The 20,707-nt window shown below is 68.8% G+C and carries 18 protein-coding genes; 12 read left to right on the top strand and 6 right to left on the bottom strand.

Annotated elements, in window-relative coordinates:
- Positions 1-2 precede the first annotated feature (2 nt).
- The 3 genes from V1460_RS32110 to V1460_RS32100 all read left to right on the top strand — a co-directional run bounded on the left by V1460_RS32110 (position 3) and on the right by V1460_RS32100 (position 3,336).
- Positions 3-839 (top strand): hypothetical protein, encoded by an 837-nt coding sequence (locus tag V1460_RS32110; protein ID WP_338677104.1) that lies wholly within the window; start codon positions 3-5, stop codon positions 837-839.
- 128 nt (positions 840-967) lie between these two features.
- On the top strand, positions 968-1,987 hold the full coding sequence (locus V1460_RS32105) for a hypothetical protein (protein ID WP_338678293.1): 1,020 nt from the start codon (positions 968-970) through the stop codon (positions 1,985-1,987).
- Between the two features lie 14 nt (positions 1,988-2,001).
- Complete coding sequence (locus V1460_RS32100; protein ID WP_407077645.1) at positions 2,002-3,336, top strand: hypothetical protein; 1,335 nt, start codon at positions 2,002-2,004, stop codon at positions 3,334-3,336.
- 300 nt (positions 3,337-3,636) lie between these two features.
- On the opposite strand, the gene V1460_RS32095 is transcribed toward V1460_RS32100, so the two are convergent.
- Positions 3,637-5,142 carry a peptide MFS transporter gene (locus V1460_RS32095; protein ID WP_338677103.1) on the bottom strand — a complete coding sequence of 502 codons (1,506 nt, stop codon included), beginning with the start codon at positions 5,140-5,142 and terminating at the stop codon, positions 3,637-3,639.
- Positions 5,143-5,548: 406 nt separating this feature from the next.
- Here V1460_RS32095 and V1460_RS32090 point away from each other — a divergent pair, with 406 nt between their 5' ends.
- Both V1460_RS32090 and V1460_RS32085 read left to right on the top strand, forming a co-directional pair.
- Positions 5,549-6,226, top strand: a complete 678-nt coding sequence (locus V1460_RS32090; protein WP_338677102.1) for a response regulator transcription factor — start codon at positions 5,549-5,551, stop codon at positions 6,224-6,226.
- A gap of 46 nt (positions 6,227-6,272) precedes the next feature.
- On the top strand, positions 6,273-7,565 hold the full coding sequence (locus tag V1460_RS32085) for an ATP-binding protein (protein ID WP_338677101.1): 1,293 nt from the start codon (positions 6,273-6,275) through the stop codon (positions 7,563-7,565).
- A gap of 18 nt (positions 7,566-7,583) precedes the next feature.
- Here V1460_RS32085 and V1460_RS32080 read toward each other — a convergent pair whose 3' ends face one another.
- On the bottom strand, positions 7,584-8,093 hold the full coding sequence (locus V1460_RS32080; protein WP_338677100.1) for a GtrA family protein: 510 nt from the start codon (positions 8,091-8,093) through the stop codon (positions 7,584-7,586).
- 183 nt (positions 8,094-8,276) lie between these two features.
- On the opposite strand from V1460_RS32080, the gene V1460_RS32075 reads away from it, so the two are divergent.
- From V1460_RS32075 to V1460_RS32065, 3 genes are read left to right on the top strand one after another with little or no spacing between them, the layout of a single operon-like run.
- Positions 8,277-9,473, top strand: coding sequence for a 5-(carboxyamino)imidazole ribonucleotide synthase (locus V1460_RS32075; RefSeq protein WP_407077644.1), 1,197 nt, complete (start codon positions 8,277-8,279; stop codon positions 9,471-9,473).
- Positions 9,470-10,033 carry a 5-(carboxyamino)imidazole ribonucleotide mutase gene (gene purE / locus V1460_RS32070; protein ID WP_338677098.1) on the top strand — a complete coding sequence of 188 codons (564 nt, stop codon included), beginning with the start codon at positions 9,470-9,472 and terminating at the stop codon, positions 10,031-10,033. The genes V1460_RS32075 and purE overlap by 4 nt, the downstream gene beginning before the upstream one ends.
- Positions 10,034-10,063: 30 nt before the next feature.
- Positions 10,064-11,251, top strand: coding sequence for a dipeptidase (locus V1460_RS32065; RefSeq protein WP_338678291.1), 1,188 nt, complete (start codon positions 10,064-10,066; stop codon positions 11,249-11,251).
- A 36-nt stretch (positions 11,252-11,287) separates the two neighbouring features.
- Here V1460_RS32065 and V1460_RS32060 read toward each other — a convergent pair whose 3' ends face one another.
- A complete protein-coding gene (locus tag V1460_RS32060) occupies positions 11,288-12,628 on the bottom strand; it encodes a UDP-glucose/GDP-mannose dehydrogenase family protein (protein ID WP_338677097.1) in 1,341 nt (446 codons plus the stop codon).
- Positions 12,629-12,817: 189 nt separating this feature from the next.
- Here V1460_RS32060 and V1460_RS32055 point away from each other — a divergent pair, with 189 nt between their 5' ends.
- The 3 genes from V1460_RS32055 (at position 12,818) to ltrA (V1460_RS32045) (ending at position 17,936) form a co-directional block, all read left to right on the top strand.
- Positions 12,818-13,966: an acyl-CoA dehydrogenase gene (locus tag V1460_RS32055; protein WP_338677096.1), complete on the top strand. Its 1,149-nt coding sequence runs from the start codon at positions 12,818-12,820 to the stop codon at positions 13,964-13,966.
- 695 nt (positions 13,967-14,661) lie between these two features.
- Entirely contained in the window at positions 14,662-16,011 is a 1,350-nt protein-coding gene (gene ltrA, locus V1460_RS32050; RefSeq protein ID WP_338673399.1) for a group II intron reverse transcriptase/maturase, read from the top strand.
- A 575-nt stretch (positions 16,012-16,586) separates the two neighbouring features.
- The gene (ltrA, locus tag V1460_RS32045) at positions 16,587-17,936 is read left to right on the top strand and encodes a group II intron reverse transcriptase/maturase (protein ID WP_338673399.1); all 1,350 of its coding nucleotides are present in this window, start codon (positions 16,587-16,589) and stop codon (positions 17,934-17,936) included.
- Positions 17,937-18,013: 77 nt separating this feature from the next.
- Here the strand turns inward: ltrA (V1460_RS32045) and V1460_RS32040 are convergent, their stop codons facing one another.
- From V1460_RS32040 to V1460_RS32030, 3 genes are all read right to left on the bottom strand, one after another.
- Complete coding sequence (locus V1460_RS32040; RefSeq protein ID WP_338677095.1) at positions 18,014-18,274, bottom strand: tyrosine-type recombinase/integrase; 261 nt, start codon at positions 18,272-18,274, stop codon at positions 18,014-18,016.
- A 150-nt stretch (positions 18,275-18,424) separates the two neighbouring features.
- Positions 18,425-19,093, bottom strand: coding sequence for a hypothetical protein (locus V1460_RS32035; RefSeq protein WP_338677094.1), 669 nt, complete (start codon positions 19,091-19,093; stop codon positions 18,425-18,427).
- A 445-nt stretch (positions 19,094-19,538) separates the two neighbouring features.
- The gene (locus V1460_RS32030) at positions 19,539-19,934 is read right to left on the bottom strand and encodes a hypothetical protein (protein WP_338677093.1); all 396 of its coding nucleotides are present in this window, start codon (positions 19,932-19,934) and stop codon (positions 19,539-19,541) included.
- Between V1460_RS32030 and V1460_RS32025 the strand changes: the two genes are divergently transcribed.
- Positions 19,903-20,634, top strand: a complete 732-nt coding sequence (locus tag V1460_RS32025) for an SDR family oxidoreductase (protein ID WP_338677092.1) — start codon at positions 19,903-19,905, stop codon at positions 20,632-20,634. The two genes, V1460_RS32030 and V1460_RS32025, sit on opposite strands and share 32 nt — an antisense overlap.
- Positions 20,635-20,707: the final 73 nt, after the last annotated feature.

Here is a 20,707-nt window from a genome sequence, read left to right as displayed (position 1 = left end):
CTGTGATCGCCGCCACCGCCGCGCTGCTCTGCGCGCTGTCCACGACCGTGCCCGTCGAGCCCTCCGCGCCGTGGACTGCCCAGCCCGCGGCGGGTGGCAGGCCGTACGTCTATCTGGAAGGGCCGCCCGGGACCGTGCTGCAGGACACGCTGTCCGTGACCAACCCGGGTGACCGGCCGCTGACCGTACGGGTGGCCGTACGGGAGGATGGCCCGGCCGCCCGGATCGCGCTCGCGTCGGAGCGCCTCACCATCCCGCCCCGGACTCGCGCGGACATCCCCTTCGCCCTGACCGTGCCGGCCGCCGCGGTGCCCGGCGACCACTCCGCCGCGATCGTCGCGGCTGCGGCGGGAAGACGGTCAGCCGTGCCCGTCCGGCTGCGGATCAGCGGCCCCAGCCTCGCCGCGCTGAGCGTCGAGGATGTGCGCCTGGACGGCGAGCGGATCAACTACACCCTGGTCAACCGCGGCAACACCGTCCTGAAGCCGCGCCTCGCCGTGCGCGCCCGCGGTCTCACCGGGCAGCTGATGGCGCGCCCAGCCCGTCGGCTGCCCGTGACGCTGCCCCCGGGCGGGCGCGCCGAACTCACCGAACCCTGGCCGGATCCGCCCGCGCTCGACTCGGTCGATGTGTCCCTCCTGGCGACCGCGGCAGGTGGAGCCCATGCCGAGGGGAGCGCCGAGGCGCTGTACCTCACGCCCGGCGGCGCTGCTTCGGTCGGGGCGCTCGGGCTCGGGGCCGTGGGAGGAGGAACGGCGGTGCTACGGGGGGTGTGTGCGCGCCGTCGGACCCGATGCCGCCATGACGACGGTGCGGCGACGGCGGGAGCGGTGCGGTGAGGCTGACGATCCGGTCCGGGCTGCTCGGGGTGCTGCTCGTCTGGGCGCTGGCGGCGGTGTCGGTACTTGCGCCCGCACCGCCGGCTGCCTCCACTGCCTCGGCCGTCTCCTTGGCCCTCGTTGCTCCCATTGCTCCCATTGCTTCCGTCGCTTCTGCCGCGGACGGCTCTGTCACCGACGACGGGAAGCCGGCCGTCAGATTGTCCGCCCCGCAGGCGGGCAAGGGCGGCGACATCGCCGTCAGCGGTACCGGATGGCGGCCGAAGACCCTGCTGATGCTGTTGATCTGCGGTCAGTCCAGTCCTGACCGCGGCGTGATCAGCGGTACCAACGCCTGCGCCAACGCCGACGGACGCGCGGTCACCACCGACGACAGAGGGGCGTTCAGTACGAAGCTGCCGGTCGCAGAGCCTCCGAAGCCCTGCCCGTGCGTGGTGCACGTGGCCACCGTCACCGGTGAACAGGCGGCCGTGGACTCCGTGTTCACCGTCGCGGGGCATCCCGCCGCCCCGCTGCCCCAGCCGGCCGGTGACGGCAGACTCGCCCTTCTCGCCACGCTCCGGCTGCGCGGTTCCAGCGGACTGCTGGTGTGGTTCGGCGCCCCACCCGGCCGTGAACTCGTGTTCACCGTCGGCAATCTCGGCTCCACGCCGATCCGCGACCCGGTCTTCGAGGTCGGTACTGCCCACGGGGTGTTCGCCCCGCAGTGGGAGGAACGGCAGTGGCGGGGAACCGTCGAGCCGGGCAAGAAGGCACAGATCAGCCTGCCCGTCGAGCTCACGGCCGGCGCGCACGGCGACTACCAGGTCTCCGTCAAGTACGGCTCGAAGGTCATCGCCGAGCAGCCGTGGCGCGTGGGCAGGCCGTGGGGCGTGACGTTGTTCTGGGTGCTGCTCGCGGTCGTCGTCCCGGCGGCGCTGTACCGGATCGGCATGGCGATCGTGGACCGCGTACGGCCCCGCATCCGGCAACGGACCCGGTCGTGGACGAGCCGTCGGCGCCTCGGCGGACGCCACCGCACCGCCCGCGCCGCGGACAACGGCAGCTCATCCGCCACCACCACGCACGGCGGCCCCGACGCGCTGCCGTGGTTCACCCCCGACTCCGCACCGTCAGAGAACCGGTCCACGACGAAAGGACACACGTGAGCTTGCAACGGAGGATGAGCGCGGCAGGGGTCGCGCTGATGCTCTGCGGCGCGGGGATCCTGCTGACCGCGGGTCAGGCCCACGCCGCCGAGGTGTCGTACGCGACGGAGTGCATACCGCCGCCGATTTCGGGGCTGCCCCCCGTCCACGGCACGACGAAGGCCCGGATCACCGCACCGGCCGAGGCGAAGGTCGGGGACGAGATCGAGGTGGTCTGGAAGACCGTCGAGGCCGCTTCGAAGAACCCGGACGTCCTCGACCTGGGACAGAACACGGTCAAGCCGACCGGGACGGTCAAGGTGGCCGGGGCGCAGACCGCGGACCTGGCGATGGAGGGACCGCGGGAGAACCCGCCGATACCCAAGAACAGCCCGATGGTGCTGTCCGAGATGAAGGGGAAGCTCAAGCTGACCTCGGCCGGCGAGATCACGCTGACGCCGGACGCGTACAACATCAACGTCTCCAAGCCGATCTCGACGGACACCAAGTGCTCGCCGGAAGCCGCGGTGCAGCCGGGCGCGACGATCAAGGTGACGGAGGGCGGCGGCGGTTCGGGTGGGACCACGACCTCGGGCGGTACGACCGCGTCCGGTGGGACCACGATCTCGGGCGGTACGACCGCGTCCGGTGGGACCACGACGTCCGGCGGTACGACCGCGTCCGGTGGGACCACGGCCTCAGGCGGGACCACGGGCGGTGACGACAGCGGCCAGACCGACTTCGAGGGCAAGGAGATCGAGGTCGCCTACGCCTGCAAGACCCCCATCGGAGACAAGAACGCCGTATCCCCGGTGCGGATCAACGCCAAGAAGAACGGCGACGGTTTCGCCCTCACGGTGAAGTTCTCCGAATCGGTCATGGACAGCCCCGCCGACATCCCGGCGAACTCGGTCACCCCTTCCATGGAGGTCAAGCTCGGTGGCGCCGACACCGGCTTCGTCCGCGTGGCCGGACCGGCGAACAAGGACCCGATCAAGTCCGGTGAGCCGATCGCGATCCCCGACCTCACCGGCACCTACAAGCCGGGAGCGAGCGGTACTTCGACGCTCAGCCCGGGTGTGCTCACCGTGATGGCCCTCGGCACCACCACGACCTGCACCCCGCCCGCCGACGTCCGGGTCTCCTTGGAGCTCGACACCACCGCCCAGCCGGGCGGTGCGGCCGGCGGGTCCATCTCCGGCACCGCGTCCGGCTCGGCTTCAGGCTCACCCGGTGGCGGCCTCGCCGACACCGGCGCCGAGGACGGCGGCGCGCTGCGCGCTCTCGCCCTGGTGGCTGGCACGGTGATCCTGCTGGGCGGCGCGGTGTTCACCTTCACGCCGTGGCAGCGGCTGAGGGGAATCCGCTAGGGCGTGTTGCGAAAGTCCCTCCTGGCCCGCGACGCCTGGCACGCACGCTCGCTGCGTTGTCGGAGTCATCCACGTACGTCCAGTACGAGGATGATCCTCCGCCTTGCGATCGCACGCACCAGACGCCGCAGGCCCCGCCCTGCGGGCGGACGGAGCTCCTTTCGCAACACGCCCTAGTGCCTGATGCGGCGCCGGGTCCGTCCGCCCGGACATGACCCGGCCCCGTTCCCGGGGCGCTACGGGACCGGCCCGGCGCGCGGTGTGCGTGCCGGGCCGGAGTCGCGACCGTGCGGACGTTCGTCAGTGCACGTCGCCCATGAGGGCGCGGATCTTCTTGCCCGCCGTCATGAACACCAGGCCCGCGACCACGGCGATGACCGCCCACATCGAGTAGTACAGGGCGTCGCCCAGCGGCTCGTTGAGCTTGGTGGTCCAGCCGTTCAGCGCGTTGCCCGTGGCGGTCGCCAGGAACCACAGCCCCAGCATCTGCCCGACGAACTGCTGCGGCGCGAGTTTCGTGGACAGCGAGAGGCCGACCGGGGACAGGCACATCTCGCCGAGAGTCTGCACGAGGTAGACGCTGAGCAGCCAGAAGACGGTGACCTTGCCGGTCTCGCTGTTCGCGGCCGCAGCGCCAGCCAGGCCCATGATGGCGAATGAGCCGCCGATGAGCAGCATCGCCAGGGCGAACTTGGTCACGGTGCTGGGCTCGCGGTTGCGCTTGGCGAGCCTGACCCACAGGGCCGCGAAAAGCGGCGCCAGGACGATGACCATCGCCGGGTTCACCGACTGGTACCAGGAGGCGGGGAACTCCCAGCCGAGGATCACGCGGTCGGTCTTGTTGTCCGCGAAGAGCGTCAACAGCGAACCGGACTGGTCGTAGATCATCCAGAACAGCACGGCCGTGGCGAAGAACCAGGCGAACGCCTGGATCTTGGGCTTGTCCGTGGTGGTCAGCGCCGGGTTGCGGTACATCGCGACGAAGTAGACGACGGGCACGACGATGCCGAGGACGGCCAGCACGTTCACGAGGTGCTCGATGTCGTACGTACCCAGGACGATGTCGGCGGCCAGGGCGACGACGGCCAGACCGCCCCACAGCAGCACCTTGCGCAGCGCGGAGCGCTTCTCCTCCGGGGTCGCCGGGGTGCCGGGCGCCTTGCCGACGTCGCCGAGGTGGCGGCTGCCGAGGACGTACTGGACGACGGCCAGCGTCATACCGACGCCGGCCACGGAGAAACCGAGGTGCCAGTCGACGTTCTCACCGAGGTAGCCCACCACCAGCGGGGCCGCCAGGGCGCCCGTGTTGATCGCCATGTAGAAGAGCGAGAACCCGGCGTCCCTGCGGGCGCTCGACTGGCCCTCGTACAGGCCGCCGACCATGGCGGAGATGTTGGGCTTCAGCAGCCCCGTACCGGCGGCGATCAGCGCGAGGCCGACGAAGAAGGCCGTGTCGGACGGAACCGCCAGGGTGAAGTGGCCGAGGGCGATGATGATGCCGCCGATCAGCACGGCCTTGCGGGCGCCCCAGAGGCGGTCGGCGATCCAGCCGCCGGGCATCGCCGCCATGTAGACCACGGCGTTGTAGACGCCGTAGATGGAGGCGGCGAGGGCCTCGCGGTCCTCAAGGGGGCCGTCGAGCACGCCCGCGACGAGGTAGAGCGTGAGGATGGCGCGCATTCCGTACCAGGAGAAGCGCTCCCACATCTCCGTCATGAACAGAGTGGCCATACCTCGGGGGTGACCGAAGAAGGTCTTCTCATCGGAAGGGGACCCGGGGGTGTCCTTCGTCAGGCTGGACGCCATGTCGTTCCTTCTGCTCTGGACGCGGCGCGCCGCTTCATGAGCGCAGCCCGCGTCCGGTGGGGGGATCGCCGGTACCGGCGGCGAGGGTGTCCGGTCGTCCCACGCCCATGGAGGCCGGCCCTCGGGTCGTGCGCGCCCAGCACGGCGGTGGCCGGATCCGGGCAGCAAAGAGACCCTTGGCGCAAGAGGCGACCAAAGGTCCCTGACGAGTACTTCAGGCGTTAGGTCACCATACGGCAGGAAACGTGGGTATTAGCAGCACCTGGGTGAGTCTTGAGACTGGAATCACAGGTATATCTGGAACCGTCTGCCCGGAATTGAAGGTCGTAGGCAAGTTCACCTCTCATACTCACAGGCCTTGTGGATCATGCGTCGGCAGGTCCCCCTCGCGGACTACCATCAGCCCATGACCCGTGTACTGCTCGCCGAGGACGACGCATCCATCTCCGAGCCGCTGGCGCGCGCCCTGCGCCGGGAGGGGTACGAGGTCGAGGTCCGCGAGGACGGCCCGACGGCCCTCGACGCGGGGCTCCAGGGCGGGGTCGATCTGGTCGTGCTCGACCTCGGGCTGCCCGGAATGGACGGCCTGGAAGTGGCCCGCAGGCTGCGTGCCGAAGGGCACACCGTGCCGATCCTGGTACTGACCGCGCGCGCCGACGAGGTGGACACGGTGGTCGGTCTGGACGCAGGTGCCGACGACTACGTCACCAAGCCGTTCCGTCTCGCCGAACTGCTCGCCCGCGTCCGGGCGCTGCTCAGGCGCGGAGCCACGGAGCCGGCCGCGGCGCCGTCGACGCACGGAGTGCGGATCGACGTGGAGTCGCACCGCGCCTGGATGGGTGACGAGGAGCTCCAGCTCACGGCCAAGGAGTTCGACCTGCTCCGGGTGCTGGTACGGGACGCCGGACGGGTCGTCACCCGCGACCAGCTGATGCGCGAGGTGTGGGACACCACCTGGTGGTCCTCCACCAAGACCTTGGACATGCACATCTCCTGGCTCCGCAAGAAGCTCGGCGACGACGCGGCCAACCCCCGGTACATCGCGACGGTCCGCGGCGTCGGCTTCCGCTTCGAGAAGAGCTGAAGGCTCCGCGGAGCCGAACCCGTAGCACCGGTAGAAAAGGGGCACCGTGCGCCGCCGCCTCATCAGTTCCACGCTCGCAGTGGTGCTGGTCGTCATCGCCGTCTTCGGAATCTCCCTGGTCATCGTGGAGACCCGGACGATCAGCAACAGCGCCCAGGAGAGCGTGGACTCGGAGGCGCTGCGGCTGGTCAGCGTCATCGAGTCCAGGGTCGCCGGACACGAGCCCGTCGACGCCAAGGCGCTCGCCGAGCAGATCGGCCCCGAGCGCTTCGCGGAGATCACGGTCCCCGGGAGCGCCCCGATCGTGATCGGTGAGCGCCCTTCCGGAGGTGTGATCCGGGGCACCGCCACAGGCGAGGAGGGAGAGCGGGTCACCGTCGAGGAGTCCCGCTCCACCGTCACCCGCGAGGTCGGGCGCACTTTGCTGATCATCGCCGCCGTGGCCCTGCTCGCGGTGGTCGCCGCGGTGCTGCTCGCCGTTCGGCAGGCGAACCGGCTCGCTTCGCCGCTCACCGATCTCGCCGAGACCGCCGAGCGGCTCGGTTCGGGCGATCCGCGCCCCCGCCACCGGCGCTACGGCGTCCCCGAGCTCGACCGTGTCGCGGATGTGCTCGACGCCAGCGCGGAGCGGATCGCACGCATGCTCACCGCCGAGCGCCGCCTCGCCGCGGATGCCTCCCACCAGCTGCGTACGCCTCTGACCGCGCTGTCCATGAGGCTGGAGGAGATCTCCGCCACGGACGACCCGGACACGGTGAAGGAGGAGGCGATCGTCGCGCTCACCCAGGTGGAGCGGCTCACCGATGTCGTGGAGCGCCTCCTCACCAACTCCCGGGACCCGAGGTCCGGCTCCGCCGTCGCCTTCGACGTGGACGAGGTGGTGAAGCAGCAGATCGAGGAGTGGCGGCCCGCCTACCGCAGCGTGGGCCGCGCGATCGTCTGCTCGGGCAAGCACGGAATGCGGGCGGTGGGCACTCCGGGCGCGGTGGCGCAGGTGCTGGCCGCACTGATCGAGAACTCACTGATGCACGGCGGCGGCACGGTCGCCCTGCGTACCAGGGTCACCGGCAACCAGGCGGTCATCGAGGTGACGGACGAGGGTCACGGCGTCCCCGCCGACCTCGGCGCGCGTATCTTCGAGCGCACCATCAGCGGGCGCAACTCGACGGGGATCGGGCTGGCGGTGGCGCGTGATCTGGCGGAGGCCGACGGGGGGCGCCTGGAACTCCTCCAGCAGCAGCCTGCGGTCTTCGCGCTGTTCCTCAGCCGTGAGGCGAACGGTCCCGCAGAGCATCAAGTGAGCCCGCGGAGCGCGGAGCGCGACCGCCCGATCCGCTAGCGCCTTGCCGGCGTGGCCTCAGGAACCCACTCGGTCCGGGGCCGCCGCCCGCCGCTGCTCCAGGAACGATTCCGCGGTCTGGACGGCCTCCCGCGCGGGCAGTGCGCGGAACACCCATGTGCGGTACGACCAGAAGCGGAACAGCGTGGCGACGCCGATCCCGAAGAACTTGAAGAAGTTGCTCTGGAGCGGTCCGTCCCAGCCGAAACCGTATGTCGCCGTGTAAAGGATCCCGTTCTCGATCACCGCGCCGGCCGCGCTGAACAGCAGGAACAGGGTCAGTTCCTTCGTGCGTCCGCTCTTGTCGCGGTCCCGGTAGGTGAAGTACCGGAAGCCGACGTAGTTGAACAGGATCGCGATCAAGGTGGCGAGCAGGCTCGCGCGGACCACCGGGATCTCGGTGGTCTGGCGCAGCAGGTTGAACGCGGCCATGTTGACGAGCAGACCCATCGCGCCGACCGCGCCGAACTTGGCGACCTCTCGCGCGAGCCGGTCCAGTCGCACACGTAGTGCGGCTCGTTCGCTCATGGTGATCGGGGGCCCCGTCCGTCAGGTGTTCTGGTCTCGGTTGGCGTCGACATCGACGCCATGCGTCCCGGTCGTGTCAGCAGGTGTCTCGATCTCGTCGACGCGACCACTCTAACCAGCGTCCCTGGCACCTGCCTGTGGACAACCGCGAAGGTGTCCGCGCTCACCACCCCGATATGTGCCATCGTACGAAAATCTACCCGTGACGGGACCGTATGGAGCTCCGGATACCCTGGGAGGGTGACGTTCCCGGTAGTCGGCATGGTCGGCGGTGGCCAGCTCGCTCGTATGACACACGAGGCGGGCATCCCGCTCGGCATCAGATTCAAGCTCCTCAGTGACACTCCCCAGGACTCGGCGGCCCAGGTGGTCGGCGATGTCGTCATCGGCGACTATCGCGACCTGGACACGCTGCGTGACTTCGCTCGCGGCTGCGATGTGATCACCTTCGATCACGAGCATGTCCCGACCGAGCACCTGCGCGCCCTGGAGGCGGACGGCATCCCCGTACGCCCCGGCCCCGACGCGCTGGTGCACGCCCAGGACAAGGGCGTGATGCGGGCCCGCCTGGACGAGATCGGGGTCCCGAGCCCCCGCCACCGGATCGTCGCCGATCCGGTGGACGCGGCGACCTTCGCCGCCGAGGTCGGAGGCTTCCCTGTGATCCTCAAGACCGTCCGAGGCGGCTACGACGGCAAGGGCGTCTGGGTGGTCCGCAGCGAGCGGGACGCCGCGGAACCGTTCCGCGCGGGCGTCCCGGTACTCGCCGAGGAGAAGGTCGACTACCGCCGCGAGCTGGCGGCGAACATCGTTCGCTCCCCGCACGGGCAGGCCGTCGCCTACCCCGTCGTGGAGTCCCGCCAGGTCGACGGAGTCTGCGGCACGGTGATCGCACCCGCCCCCGACCTGGACGACGAGCTGGCCGGGCAGGCCCAGCAGCTCGCGCTGCGCATCGCCAAGGAGCTCTGCGTCGTCGGGCATCTCGCGGTCGAACTCTTCGAGACCACGGACGGGCGAATCCTCGTCAACGAACTCGCCATGCGCCCGCACAACTCCGGGCACTGGACCCAGGACGGCGCGGTCACCTCCCAGTTCGCCAACCATGTGCGGGCCGTACTGGACCTTCCGCTCGGCGATCCCCGGCCCCGGGCCCCCTGGACGGTGATGGCGAACGTCCTCGGCGGCGACTATCCCGACATGTACGCGGGCTACCTGCATTGCATGGCACACGACCCCCGGTTGAAGATTCATATGTACGGCAAGGACGTGAAGCCCGGTCGCAAGGTGGGGCACGTCAACACCTACGGCGACGATCTCGACGACGTGCTGGAACGCGCGCGTCACGCCGCCGACTATCTCAGGGGAACGATCACCGAATGACCCACCCTTCCGGCCTCTCCGGCTCCGCGCCGCACCCGTCGGCCCCGCTCGTCGGCATCGTCATGGGCTCCGACTCCGACTGGCCCGTCATGGAGGCCGCGGCGCAGGCGCTGGACGAGTTCGAGATCCCCTACGAGGTCGATGTCGTCTCCGCGCACCGGATGCCGCGCGAGATGATCGCGTACGGCGAGCAGGCCGACGGCAGGGGCCTGAGGGCGATCATCGCGGGCGCCGGCGGGGCCGCCCACCTGCCGGGCATGCTGGCCTCGGTCACCCCGCTGCCTGTCATCGGCGTGCCGGTGCCGTTGAAGTACCTGGACGGGATGGACTCCCTGCTGTCCATCGTGCAGATGCCCGCGGGCGTGCCGGTGGCCACCGTCTCGGTGGGCGGGGCACGCAACGCGGGCCTTCTCGCCGTCCGTATCCTCGCGACGCAGGACCGCGACCTGATGTCCCGTATGCGTGACTTCCAGCAGGAGCTGAACGAGCAGGCGACGGAGAAGGGCAAGCGGCTGCGGGCCAAGGTCGAGGGTTCCGCCGCCTTCGGCTTCGGCAAGTAAGGGGCCCCCGTGGACTCCGCCGTGGAGGACGTGAACCAGCTCGACCGGGCCCGGTCCCTGCTCGCAGCCCACCCCGTGGTCGACGGCCACAACGACCTGCCCTGGGCACTGCGCGCCCAGGTCCGCTACGACCTGGACCGGCTCGACATCGCCACCGACCAGACCGGCCGGCTGCACACCGACATCCCCCGGCTGCGGGCCGGCGGGGTCGGAGCCCAGTTCTGGTCCGTGTTCGTACGGAGCGACTACACCGGCGACGAAGCGGTCAGCGCCACGCTGGAGCAGATCGACGCCGTCGGGCAGCTGCTCGCCCGCTATCCGAACCACCTGGTCCGCGCCCTGACCGCCGACGACATGGAGGCGGCGCGTACCGATGGGCGTATCGCCTCCCTCATGGGAGCGGAGGGCGGGCACTCCATCAACAACTCGCTCGCCACCCTGCGGGTCCTGCACGCGCTGGGCGTGCGCTATATGACGCTCACGCACAACGACAACATCGACTGGGCGGACTCAGCGACCGACCGGCCGCGCATCGGCGGCCTCTCGGAGTTCGGCCGGGAGGTCGTGCGGGAGATGAACCGTATCGGCATGCTCGTGGACCTCTCGCACGTGGCCGCGACGACGATGCGGGACGCCCTGGACACCACGGCAGCGCCGGTCGTGTTCTCCCACTCCTCGGCCCGGGCGGTCTGCGACCACCCGAGGAACATCCCGGACGACATCCTGGAGCGGCTGCCCGCGAACGGGGGCGTGGCGATGGCCACGTTCGTGCCGAAGTTCATCCTCCCCGCCGCGGTCGCCTGGACCGCCGCGGCGGACGAGAACATGACGGCGCACGGGCTGCACCCGCTGGACACCACCGAGGCGGGAATGAAGGTCCAGCGGGCGTTCGCTGCGGCCAACCCGCAGCCGATGGCCACGGCATCGACGGTCGCCGACCATCTGGACCATATGCGGGAGGTGGCGGGCGTCGACCACATCGGTATCGGCGGAGACTTCGACGGCACGGCCTTCACCCCGGTCGGCCTCGACGATGTCGCAGGCTACCCCAACCTGGTCGCCGAGTTGCTGCGGCGCGGCTGGTCCGAGCCCGACCTGGCCAAGCTGACCTGGCGGAACGCAGTACGGGTGCTGCGGGACGCGGAGTCGGTCGCCCTGGACCTCAGCGCGGTGCGCGGCCCGTCGAACGCGACCATCGAGTCGCTCGACGCAGTCTGAGCCGAACCGCCCACCGCCGCCCTCAGGCGGTGGGCCTCAGGCGCGGGGCCGCCCCATGGCCCGGTAGGTCCATCCGGCCTCGCGCCACTTCGCCCCGTCCAGCGCGTTGCGGCCGTCCAGCACGATGCGCCGGGACACCGCCCCGCCCAGCTCGGCGGGGTCGAGCTCGCGGAACTCACGCCACTCGGTCAGATGCAGCACCACGTCGGCGCCGCGCACCGCCTCCAGGGCGCTGTCCGCGTAGCCGAGCGTGGGGAACAGCAGCCGCGCGTTGGCCATGCCCTTCGGGTCGTACACGGTGACCTGGCCGCCCTGGAGGTGGATCTGCCCGGCCACGTTCAGCGCCGGTGAGTCGCGTACGTCGTCCGAGTCCGGCTTGAACGTCGCGCCGAGCACCGCGACCCGTTTTCCGAGGAACGAGTCACCGCCCACGGCCTCCCTGGCCAGCTCCACCATGTGCCCGCGGCGCCGCATGTTGATCGAGTCGACCTCGCGCAGGAAGGTCAGCGCCTGGTCGGCCCCCAGCTCTCCGGCACGGGCCATGAAGGCGCGGATGTCCTTCGGCAGGCAGCCGCCGCCGAAGCCGATGCCCGCCCGCAGGAACTTGGCGCCGATCCGCTCGTCATGGCCGATCGCCTCCGCGAGCTTCGCCACGTCGCCGCCCGCGGCCTCGCAGACCTCGGCCATGGCGTTGATGAAGGAGATCTTGGTGGCCAGGAAGGAATTCGCCGAGGTCTTCACCAGCTCCGCCGTCGGGAAGTCCGTCACGACGAACGGCGAGCCCTCGGCGATCGGGGTCGCATACACCTCGCGCAGCAGCTTCTCGGCGCGCTCGCTCCGCACACCAGCGACGATCCGGTCCGGGTGCAGGGTGTCGCGCACGGCGAAACCCTCGCGCAGGAACTCCGGGTTCCATGCCAGCTCCACGTCATCCGGCGCCCGCTCGGTGAGCAGCAGGCCGAGCCGCTCGGCGGAGCCGACCGGCACGGTCGACTTGCCCACGATCAGGGAGCCGCCCGTGACACGGGGTGCGAGGGCGTGGAACGCGGCGTCGACGTAGGACATGTCGCAGGCGTACTCACCGTGCTTCTGCGGAGTGTTCACACAGACGAAGTGCACATCGCCGCGGAATTCCGCCAGCTCGTCCCAGGAAGTGGTGAACCGCAGTCGCCCGGTCGATCCCTCGATGCCCGCGACATGCTTCGCCAGAAGTTCCTCGAGGCCGGGTTCGTACATCGGGACCCGGCCGGCCGCGAGCATCTCGATCTTCTCGGGCACGACATCGAGGCCGAGCACCTCGAAGCCCAGCTCCGCCATGGCCGCCGCATGCGTGGCGCCGAGATATCCGGTGCCGATCACGGTGATCTTGAGGGCCATTCGGTGCTCCTGAAGGGTGCGGGGGGAGATCCGGCCCGAGCATAGTCGTGCCGGGGCGAGGGCATTTTCCCGTTGTCAGATAGCTCACGTACGCCCGGACCGCGACGACCACTAGAATTTGTGTTACTTAACGGTAATTAGCAGCGGCTGGGGAGCGACAGACCTAGGCGCCTGAGGGAGACAAGCACCGTGTCTGACTTCGACCTGTACCGCCCGTCCGAGGAGCACGACATGCTCCGCGAGACGGTACGTTCGCTCGCCGAGGCGAAGATCGCCCCCTTCGCGGCGGCGGTGGACGAGGAGGCCCGCTTCCCGCAGGAGGCCCTCGACGCGCTCGTCGCCTCCGACCTGCACGCCGTCCACGTCCCCGAGGAGTACGGCGGCGCCGGTGCCGACGCGCTTGCCACCGTGATCGTCATCGAGGAGGTCGCCCGCGTGTGCGTCTCCTCCTCCCTCATTCCCGCTGTCAACAAGCTCGGCTCGCTGCCGGTGATCCTCTCCGGCTCCGAGGAGCTGAAGAAGAAGTACATGGCCCCGCTCGCCAAGGGCGACGCGATGTTCTCGTACTGCCTCTCCGAGCCGGACGCGGGCTCCGACGCCGCCGGAATGAAGACCCGGGCCGTCCGCGACGGAGACCACTACGTCCTCAACGGTGTGAAGCGCTGGATCACCAACGCCGGCGTCTCCGAGTACTACACGGTGATGGCCGTCACCGATCCCGAGAAGCGCTCCAAGGGCATCTCCGCCTTCGTGGTCGAGAAGAGCGACGAGGGCGTCTCCTTCGGCGCACCCGAGAAGAAGCTCGGTATCAAGGGCTCCCCGACCCGCGAGGTCTACCTCGACAACGTCCGCATCCCCGCCGACCGCATGATCGGCGCCGAGGGCACCGGCTTCGCCACCGCCATGAAGACCCTGGACCACACCCGCATCACCATCGCGGCCCAGGCCCTCGGTGTCGCCCAGGGCGCGCTCGACTACGCCAAGGGCTACGTGCAGGAGCGCAAGCAGTTCGGCAAGCCGATCGCCGACTTCCAGGGCGTCCAGTTCATGCTCGCCGACATGGCCATGAAGATCGAGGCCGCCCGCCAGCTCACGTACTCGGCCGCCGCCAAGTCCGAGCGCGTCGACGGCGACCTGACCTTCTTCGGCGCCGCGGCGAAGTGCTTCGCCTCCGACGTCGCCATGGAGGTCACCACGGACGCGGTCCAGCTCCTCGGCGGCTACGGCTACACCCGTGACTACCCGGTGGAGCGCATGATGCGCGACGCCAAGATCACGCAGATTTATGAAGGCACGAACCAAGTTCAGCGCATCGTGATGGCAAGGAACCTTCCCTAGCAGGGTTTTTGCAGGTCGGAGGCTGTTTCAAGGTCCGGAGGGACGCCCTTGGCCTTCTGCCCGTCGCGGCCCGATCAGGGCTGTTCTGGGCGTCATGCTGGGGGAGCCCTGGGCAGATGCCGGGCTGAGAACGACCACTGACCTGTACGGACAAAACAGCCCCCGGCGTGACGCCGGGGGCTGTTGCCGTAGTGCGCCCAGCATGGGCGATCGATTGGGGGTGGAAGTCCCCTGGGGGAAGAGGTGGTGCTAACCCCGAGCCGGAGGCAAGGGCGTCATCGTGAGGTGGGGTCTGGAGGAAGCCCGAGGCGAGACCTGGGTACCGAGGAACACGAACCGCGTATGAGGCGTGTTGGTCTGGGTGAGTCGGCTACGGACGACGATGCCCGTCACTGCCAAGAGGGCCAGTGCGTAGACGCGGCGGGGATCTGGGGACATTGATCGTTCTTACCTGGGGAGATCTGTCCGGGTGTCGGTTGTGCTGAAGATGTCGCCGCGCCGACGGGTTGTGCCGGGAGGTGCTGCCTGACCGGGCAGAAGTCAGCAGAGGCCGTAGTACCAGCCGGGATGAGCCGCGTGGACGGCGGGCTGGGAAGGGCCGAACATCGAGTGGAACGGGTGATGTGGTGGTTGCTCGTGCCGGTCACGTGGACCGCAGTAATACCGCTTCGGCGGTGCCGACCGGGGAGGGACCGGTGCATTCCGGAAGTGCCCCGGCGGAGCGCAGTGGCCGGTCGGCGCACTCCACGGAGGACGTTCACCGCGATCAGGAGTCCTCGCTTTGGGAGTGGATGCTCTCGAAGGAGAACCTGCTCGCGGCGCTCAACCGTGTCGAGATGAACCGGGGTGCTCCCGGGGTGGACGGGATGACCACGGCGGAACTTCGCCCGTGGCTGCTCGTCAACTGGCCCGTTGTGCGGGGTGAACTCGACGCGGGCACCTACCGGCCGGCGCCGGTCCGTCAGGTGATCATCGGCAAGCCTGGCGGCGGCGAGCGGATGCTGGGGGTGCCGCGGGTGCTGGACCGCTTGATCCAGCAGGCCATCGCGCAAGTGCTCGTGCCCATTTTCGACCCGGAGTTCTCGGGGTCGTCCTTCGGGTTCCGTCCCGGCCGGTCCGCCCATCAGGCGGTGCGGGTCGCGCGGCGGGCCATCGAGGACGGTCACCGGTGGGTCGTGGACCTTGATCTGGACCGGTTCTTCGACCGGGTTCAGCACGATGTCCTGATGGCACGGGTCGCGCGCAGGGTCGGTGACCGCCAGGTCTTGAGGCTGATTCGCCGGTATCTGGACGCCGGGATCATGGTGGACGGCGTGAGACAGCCGAGCGAGGAAGGGACCCCGCAGGGCTCCCCGCTCTCGCCTGTCTTGTCGAACATCATGCTCGACGACCTCGACCGGGAGTTGTTCAAGCGCGGTCATCGGTTCGTGCGTTACGCCGACGACGTGCGCGTCTTCGTGCGGAGCAGACGAGCCGCCCACAGAGTGCTCGACTCGGTCACGACCGTGGTCGAGCAGCGGCTGAAATTGAAGGTCAACCGGGACAAGTCGAAGGTGGTCCCAGCTTCCGTCATGACGATGCTGGGGTTCGGCTTCTACTTCGTCCGGGGCGGGAAGGTCAGAGTCCGGGCCGATCCGAAGGCGCTCGCGCGCTGGAAGGTGCGGATCAAGGAGCTGAGCTCGCGCCGGTGGAGTATCGCGATGGATGAACGCATCGCGAAGATCAACCGCTTCACCACTGGCTGGATGGGCTACTTCCAGCTCGCGGACACCCCCAAGGTGTTCCAGGAGCTGGACAAGTGGTTGCACCGCAGGATGCGGCAGATCCGCTGGAAGGAATGGAAGCGCTACGCGGCCAGACGCCGGAACCTGCGCGCGCTCGGGATCCCTGAGCGGTCCGCCCGTGAATGGGCGGTCAGCAGCAAGGGGTACTGGCGGATCGCGGGCTCGGTCGTTCTCCAGCGGGCCCTGCCCACCTCCTACTGGGACGACCTGGGTCTGCACATGCTCAAGCCGACCTGGCAACGGCTGAGATCAGCTCGATGAACCGCCGGATGCGGGCCCGCATGTCCGGTGGTGTGAGAGGAGGGACGGGCGACCCGTCCCTCCTACTCGATGTGCGCCCAGCATGGGCGATCGATTGGGGGTGGAAGTCCCCTGGGGGAAGAGGTGGTGCTAACCCCGAGCCGGAGGCAAGGGCGTCATCGTGAGGTGGGGTCTGGAGGAAGCCCGAGGCGAGACCTGGGTACCGAGGAACACGAACCGCGTATGAGGCGTGTTGGTCTGGGTGAGTCGGCTACGGACGACGATGCCCGTCACTGCCAAGAGGGCCAGTGCGTAGACGCGGCGGGGATCTGGGGACATTGATCGTTCTTACCTGGGGAGATCTGTCCGGGTGTCGGTTGTGCTGAAGATGTCGCCGCGCCGACGGGTTGTGCCGGGAGGTGCTGCCTGACCGGGCAGAAGTCAGCAGAGGCCGTAGTACCAGCCGGGATGAGCCGCGTGGACGGCGGGCTGGGAAGGGCCGAACATCGAGTGGAACGGGTGATGTGGTGGTTGCTCGTGCCGGTCACGTGGACCGCAGTAATACCGCTTCGGCGGTGCCGACCGGGGAGGGACCGGTGCATTCCGGAAGTGCCCCGGCGGAGCGCAGTGGCCGGTCGGCGCACTCCACGGAGGACGTTCACCGCGATCAGGAGTCCTCGCTTTGGGAGTGGATGCTCTCGAAGGAGAACCTGCTCGCGGCGCTCAACCGTGTCGAGATGAACCGGGGTGCTCCCGGGGTGGACGGGATGACCACGGCGGAACTTCGCCCGTGGCTGCTCGTCAACTGGCCCGTTGTGCGGGGTGAACTCGACGCGGGCACCTACCGGCCGGCGCCGGTCCGTCAGGTGATCATCGGCAAGCCTGGCGGCGGCGAGCGGATGCTGGGGGTGCCGCGGGTGCTGGACCGCTTGATCCAGCAGGCCATCGCGCAAGTGCTCGTGCCCATTTTCGACCCGGAGTTCTCGGGGTCGTCCTTCGGGTTCCGTCCCGGCCGGTCCGCCCATCAGGCGGTGCGGGTCGCGCGGCGGGCCATCGAGGACGGTCACCGGTGGGTCGTGGACCTTGATCTGGACCGGTTCTTCGACCGGGTTCAGCACGATGTCCTGATGGCACGGGTCGCGCGCAGGGTCGGTGACCGCCAGGTCTTGAGGCTGATTCGCCGGTATCTGGACGCCGGGATCATGGTGGACGGCGTGAGACAGCCGAGCGAGGAAGGGACCCCGCAGGGCTCCCCGCTCTCGCCTGTCTTGTCGAACATCATGCTCGACGACCTCGACCGGGAGTTGTTCAAGCGCGGTCATCGGTTCGTGCGTTACGCCGACGACGTGCGCGTCTTCGTGCGGAGCAGACGAGCCGCCCACAGAGTGCTCGACTCGGTCACGACCGTGGTCGAGCAGCGGCTGAAATTGAAGGTCAACCGGGACAAGTCGAAGGTGGTCCCAGCTTCCGTCATGACGATGCTGGGGTTCGGCTTCTACTTCGTCCGGGGCGGGAAGGTCAGAGTCCGGGCCGATCCGAAGGCGCTCGCGCGCTGGAAGGTGCGGATCAAGGAGCTGAGCTCGCGCCGGTGGAGTATCGCGATGGATGAACGCATCGCGAAGATCAACCGCTTCACCACTGGCTGGATGGGCTACTTCCAGCTCGCGGACACCCCCAAGGTGTTCCAGGAGCTGGACAAGTGGTTGCACCGCAGGATGCGGCAGATCCGCTGGAAGGAATGGAAGCGCTACGCGGCCAGACGCCGGAACCTGCGCGCGCTCGGGATCCCTGAGCGGTCCGCCCGTGAATGGGCGGTCAGCAGCAAGGGGTACTGGCGGATCGCGGGCTCGGTCGTTCTCCAGCGGGCCCTGCCCACCTCCTACTGGGACGACCTGGGTCTGCACATGCTCAAGCCGACCTGGCAACGGCTGAGATCAGCTCGATGAACCGCCGGATGCGGGCCCGCATGTCCGGTGGTGTGAGAGGAGGGACGGGCGACCCGTCCCTCCTACTCGATCCTGGATCAGGCGACCTCTGCCGCCTCCGCAGGGTCGTCGGCGCCGGGCGTCAGCATCGTCGCGATGGCGGCCCGGCCGCGCTGCTCGGCCCCTTCGAAGATGTAGTGGTGGTGCTCCCTCGGTACGTCCGTACTGCTGTGGCCCATCCAGTCGGCCACATCGTTCTCGGGGACTCCGGCATACAGCAGCCGCGACCCGTAGTGGTGCCGGAGCGAGTGAGCCTTGCAGTACTGCACCTGGGGCGACGGGAAGATCCACGCGGACACCGAACTCGGTATCACCACCGCACCGCCGCCCACGATCACTACCGCAACCACCCCGCCGATGCCCTACGCGAACTCGGTCTCACCGCGTCAGTACGCATCACGCCTGGATCTCCAACTGAAGGGACTGTCGCGCGGTGTATCCGGGCCGAGTTAGGACGCGAGGGTGTCGCACGAACCGGACAGATCGCTGGGGATGGGAGCGGTGTATGAAGATATTACGCCGTCCGTTCCTGTGGGTGCGACGAACCGCACTCCGTCCACGCGGGCCGACTTGTACTTGGTGCCGTGAATCTTCACCTTTCCCGAGAAATTGAGTACGAGTGAACCTGTCGTGGTGCCCATTTGAGCGGAATGGGTGATGAAGCCGTAGCGGCACGACGGAATGGTTATGGTCGTGGACTTCGAAACCGTATCCGAAGTCGTCCAGGTGTGACTGTAGGTCGTGGTCACGCTGGCCTCAACGACCTTCGCCACGGACGCCTTCACCGAGGCGCTCACGGAGAGCGTGTCGCTCTCGGAGTACGTGTGCGACCAGGTCAGCGTGTATGTCTCGTTCAGGGCACCGTAGTTGTAGACCCTGTCGTGAACTTGGATCGGCGTCGCGTAACCGAGGCTGTACTCGCTCTCCACGTAGGACATCTTGCAGCCGCCGACGGGCTTGAGTGCTTGACATACCTCCAGCAGTGAGGCGGCCTCGCTGCTGGAGGCGGACACCGCGTAGACGTCGGCTGCCGTCGCGGGCGCGGTTCCCATGGCCATACAGCCAGCGATGATGCCAGCGCCTACAGCGGTGTTGCGGACGATTCGCCTCGCGCTCATGAGCGTACTCTCCGTTTCCCGGTCCCTGTCAGGACCTCAGACACTGTTTCCGTCGCGTAGGGACAGCAGCCAACGACTTGCTTGTTGAGACGAAAAGGTTCGGTTGCCTGGTGCCGACCGACAACACCGCTGGTCGGCACCTCACCGGCGAGGCAGCCAGAGAGGTGCCTTTCGATATGTCCCCACGTCAAACTCACAGCGGCGGAATAAATGCCGTCCGGCCCACTTGCCCATGTCCCCCTTACTGTTGGGGAAGGCGACCTCCGCTGCGTTTGAACGGAGACCTTACGCTGAATCAGGTTTCTGCATAACGCGGCTGAGAAACCTGTGAAAGATTTGAGGTTACTCGGCGGTCTCTTCAGCCTCGATGGGAGTGCCGTGAAGTAGGCGGGCCGGCCACGGTGACCCGGCTGACGAAGCAGTGGACCGCCGACCACGCCGAGTTCTATGATTCAGCAGCCCGCCATTCGCGATCAGTGATCTTCATCGTGGTGACCGGGCCGGAGCAGACATAGGGTGCCTCGCCATGAACAGCGAGACAGACGGCGCCCAGTCGCACGCCATGGTCAGTACCGCCGGATACAGCGAGGCGGCGGAGGCTCTTGCCGAGCAGTACGAGAGCGTGACCTTCAGCGAGGTACACCGAGAGGTGCTGCACCTGTTCCCCTCCCGGCCGAGTTCCGTGCTGGATGTCGGGGCGGGCAGCGGGCGCGACGCGGCGGCGCTGGCCGCTCAGGGACACCGGGTCGTCGCCGCCGAACCCACCGCCGAACTGCGCGCCCTGGGCCGGCGTATCCCTGGAAGGGCTGGTGGCCCTGGTGACCGGCGGGAGTTCCGGCATCGGCGGCGGTGTCGCGGACGCCCTCGTACGAGCGGGGGCGGGCGTGGTGGTCGTGGCGCGGGGTCAGGAGCGACTCGCCGCCAAGGCCGAGGCGCTGGCGGCCGAGGGCTGCCGGGTGGGCTGGGTGAGCGCTGACCTGGGGAACCGCGAGGGGGCCCGGAGCGCCGCCGAGGAGGCCGTGGGTGTGTTCGGGGAACCGGACATCCTCGTCAATGCTGCCGGGATCAACCTCAGGCCGCCCATGGGGGAAGTCGGCGAGGCCGTGTGGGACGCCACGATGGCGGTGAACCTGGAGGCGCCCTATCTGCTCGGGGAGCGCTTCGGGCCCCGGATGGCCGAGCGGGGATACGGGCGGATCATCCACATCACCTCGCAGCAGGCGCACCGCGCCTTTGTGCACAGCGGTGCCTACGGGGTGTCCAAGGGAGCGCTGGAGTCGCTGGCGCGTTCGCAGGCCGAGGCATGGTCCCCGTATGGAGTCACCTGCAACACGCTCGTACCGGGCTTCGTGCTGACGCCCCTGAACGCCCGGCTGTCGTCCGACCCGCAGAAGGTGGCCGCTCTGGCCGCGCGGACCATGGTCGGGCGGAACGGGCTGCCCGATGACTTCGCCGGGGCCGCGGTGTTTCTGGCGAGTCGAGCGTCCGACTACGTCACCGGGCACTCGATGTTCGTCGACGGCGGGTTCTCCGTGCACTGAGCGCGCCCCGGTGGCATCCCGTCGGCCCCTGTGCCGGGACCGCCGCCCGGGTGCAGTTGTTCAGCCTTCCTGA

The sequence above is a fragment of the Streptomyces sp. SCSIO 30461 genome (assembly GCF_037023745.1).
GTDB lineage: Bacteria > Actinomycetota > Actinomycetes > Streptomycetales > Streptomycetaceae > Streptomyces.
The sequence above is the reverse complement of the archived record's forward strand: the minus strand, read 5'-3'. Positions and strand labels throughout refer to the sequence as shown.

What these genes read in the sequence shown, in the direction of transcription:
- V1460_RS32100 (WP_407077645.1), top strand. Translation starts at nt 2,002, where the DNA reads ATGAGCGCGGCAGGGGTCGCGCTGATGCTCTGCGGCGCGGGGATCCTG.
- V1460_RS32095 (WP_338677103.1), bottom strand. Translation starts at nt 5,142, where the DNA reads ATGGCGTCCAGCCTGACGAAGGACACCCCCGGGTCCCCTTCCGATGAG.
- V1460_RS32090 (WP_338677102.1), top strand. Translation starts at nt 5,549, where the DNA reads ATGACCCGTGTACTGCTCGCCGAGGACGACGCATCCATCTCCGAGCCG.
- V1460_RS32080 (WP_338677100.1), bottom strand. Translation starts at nt 8,093, where the DNA reads ATGAGCGAACGAGCCGCACTACGTGTGCGACTGGACCGGCTCGCGCGA.
- purE (WP_338677098.1), top strand. Translation starts at nt 9,470, where the DNA reads ATGACCCACCCTTCCGGCCTCTCCGGCTCCGCGCCGCACCCGTCGGCC.
- V1460_RS32060 (WP_338677097.1), bottom strand. Translation starts at nt 12,628, where the DNA reads ATGGCCCTCAAGATCACCGTGATCGGCACCGGATATCTCGGCGCCACG.
- V1460_RS32035 (WP_338677094.1), bottom strand. Translation starts at nt 19,093, where the DNA reads ATGAGCGCGAGGCGAATCGTCCGCAACACCGCTGTAGGCGCTGGCATC.
- V1460_RS32030 (WP_338677093.1), bottom strand. Translation starts at nt 19,934, where the DNA reads ATGCCGGAACTCCCGCCGGTCACCAGGGCCACCAGCCCTTCCAGGGAT.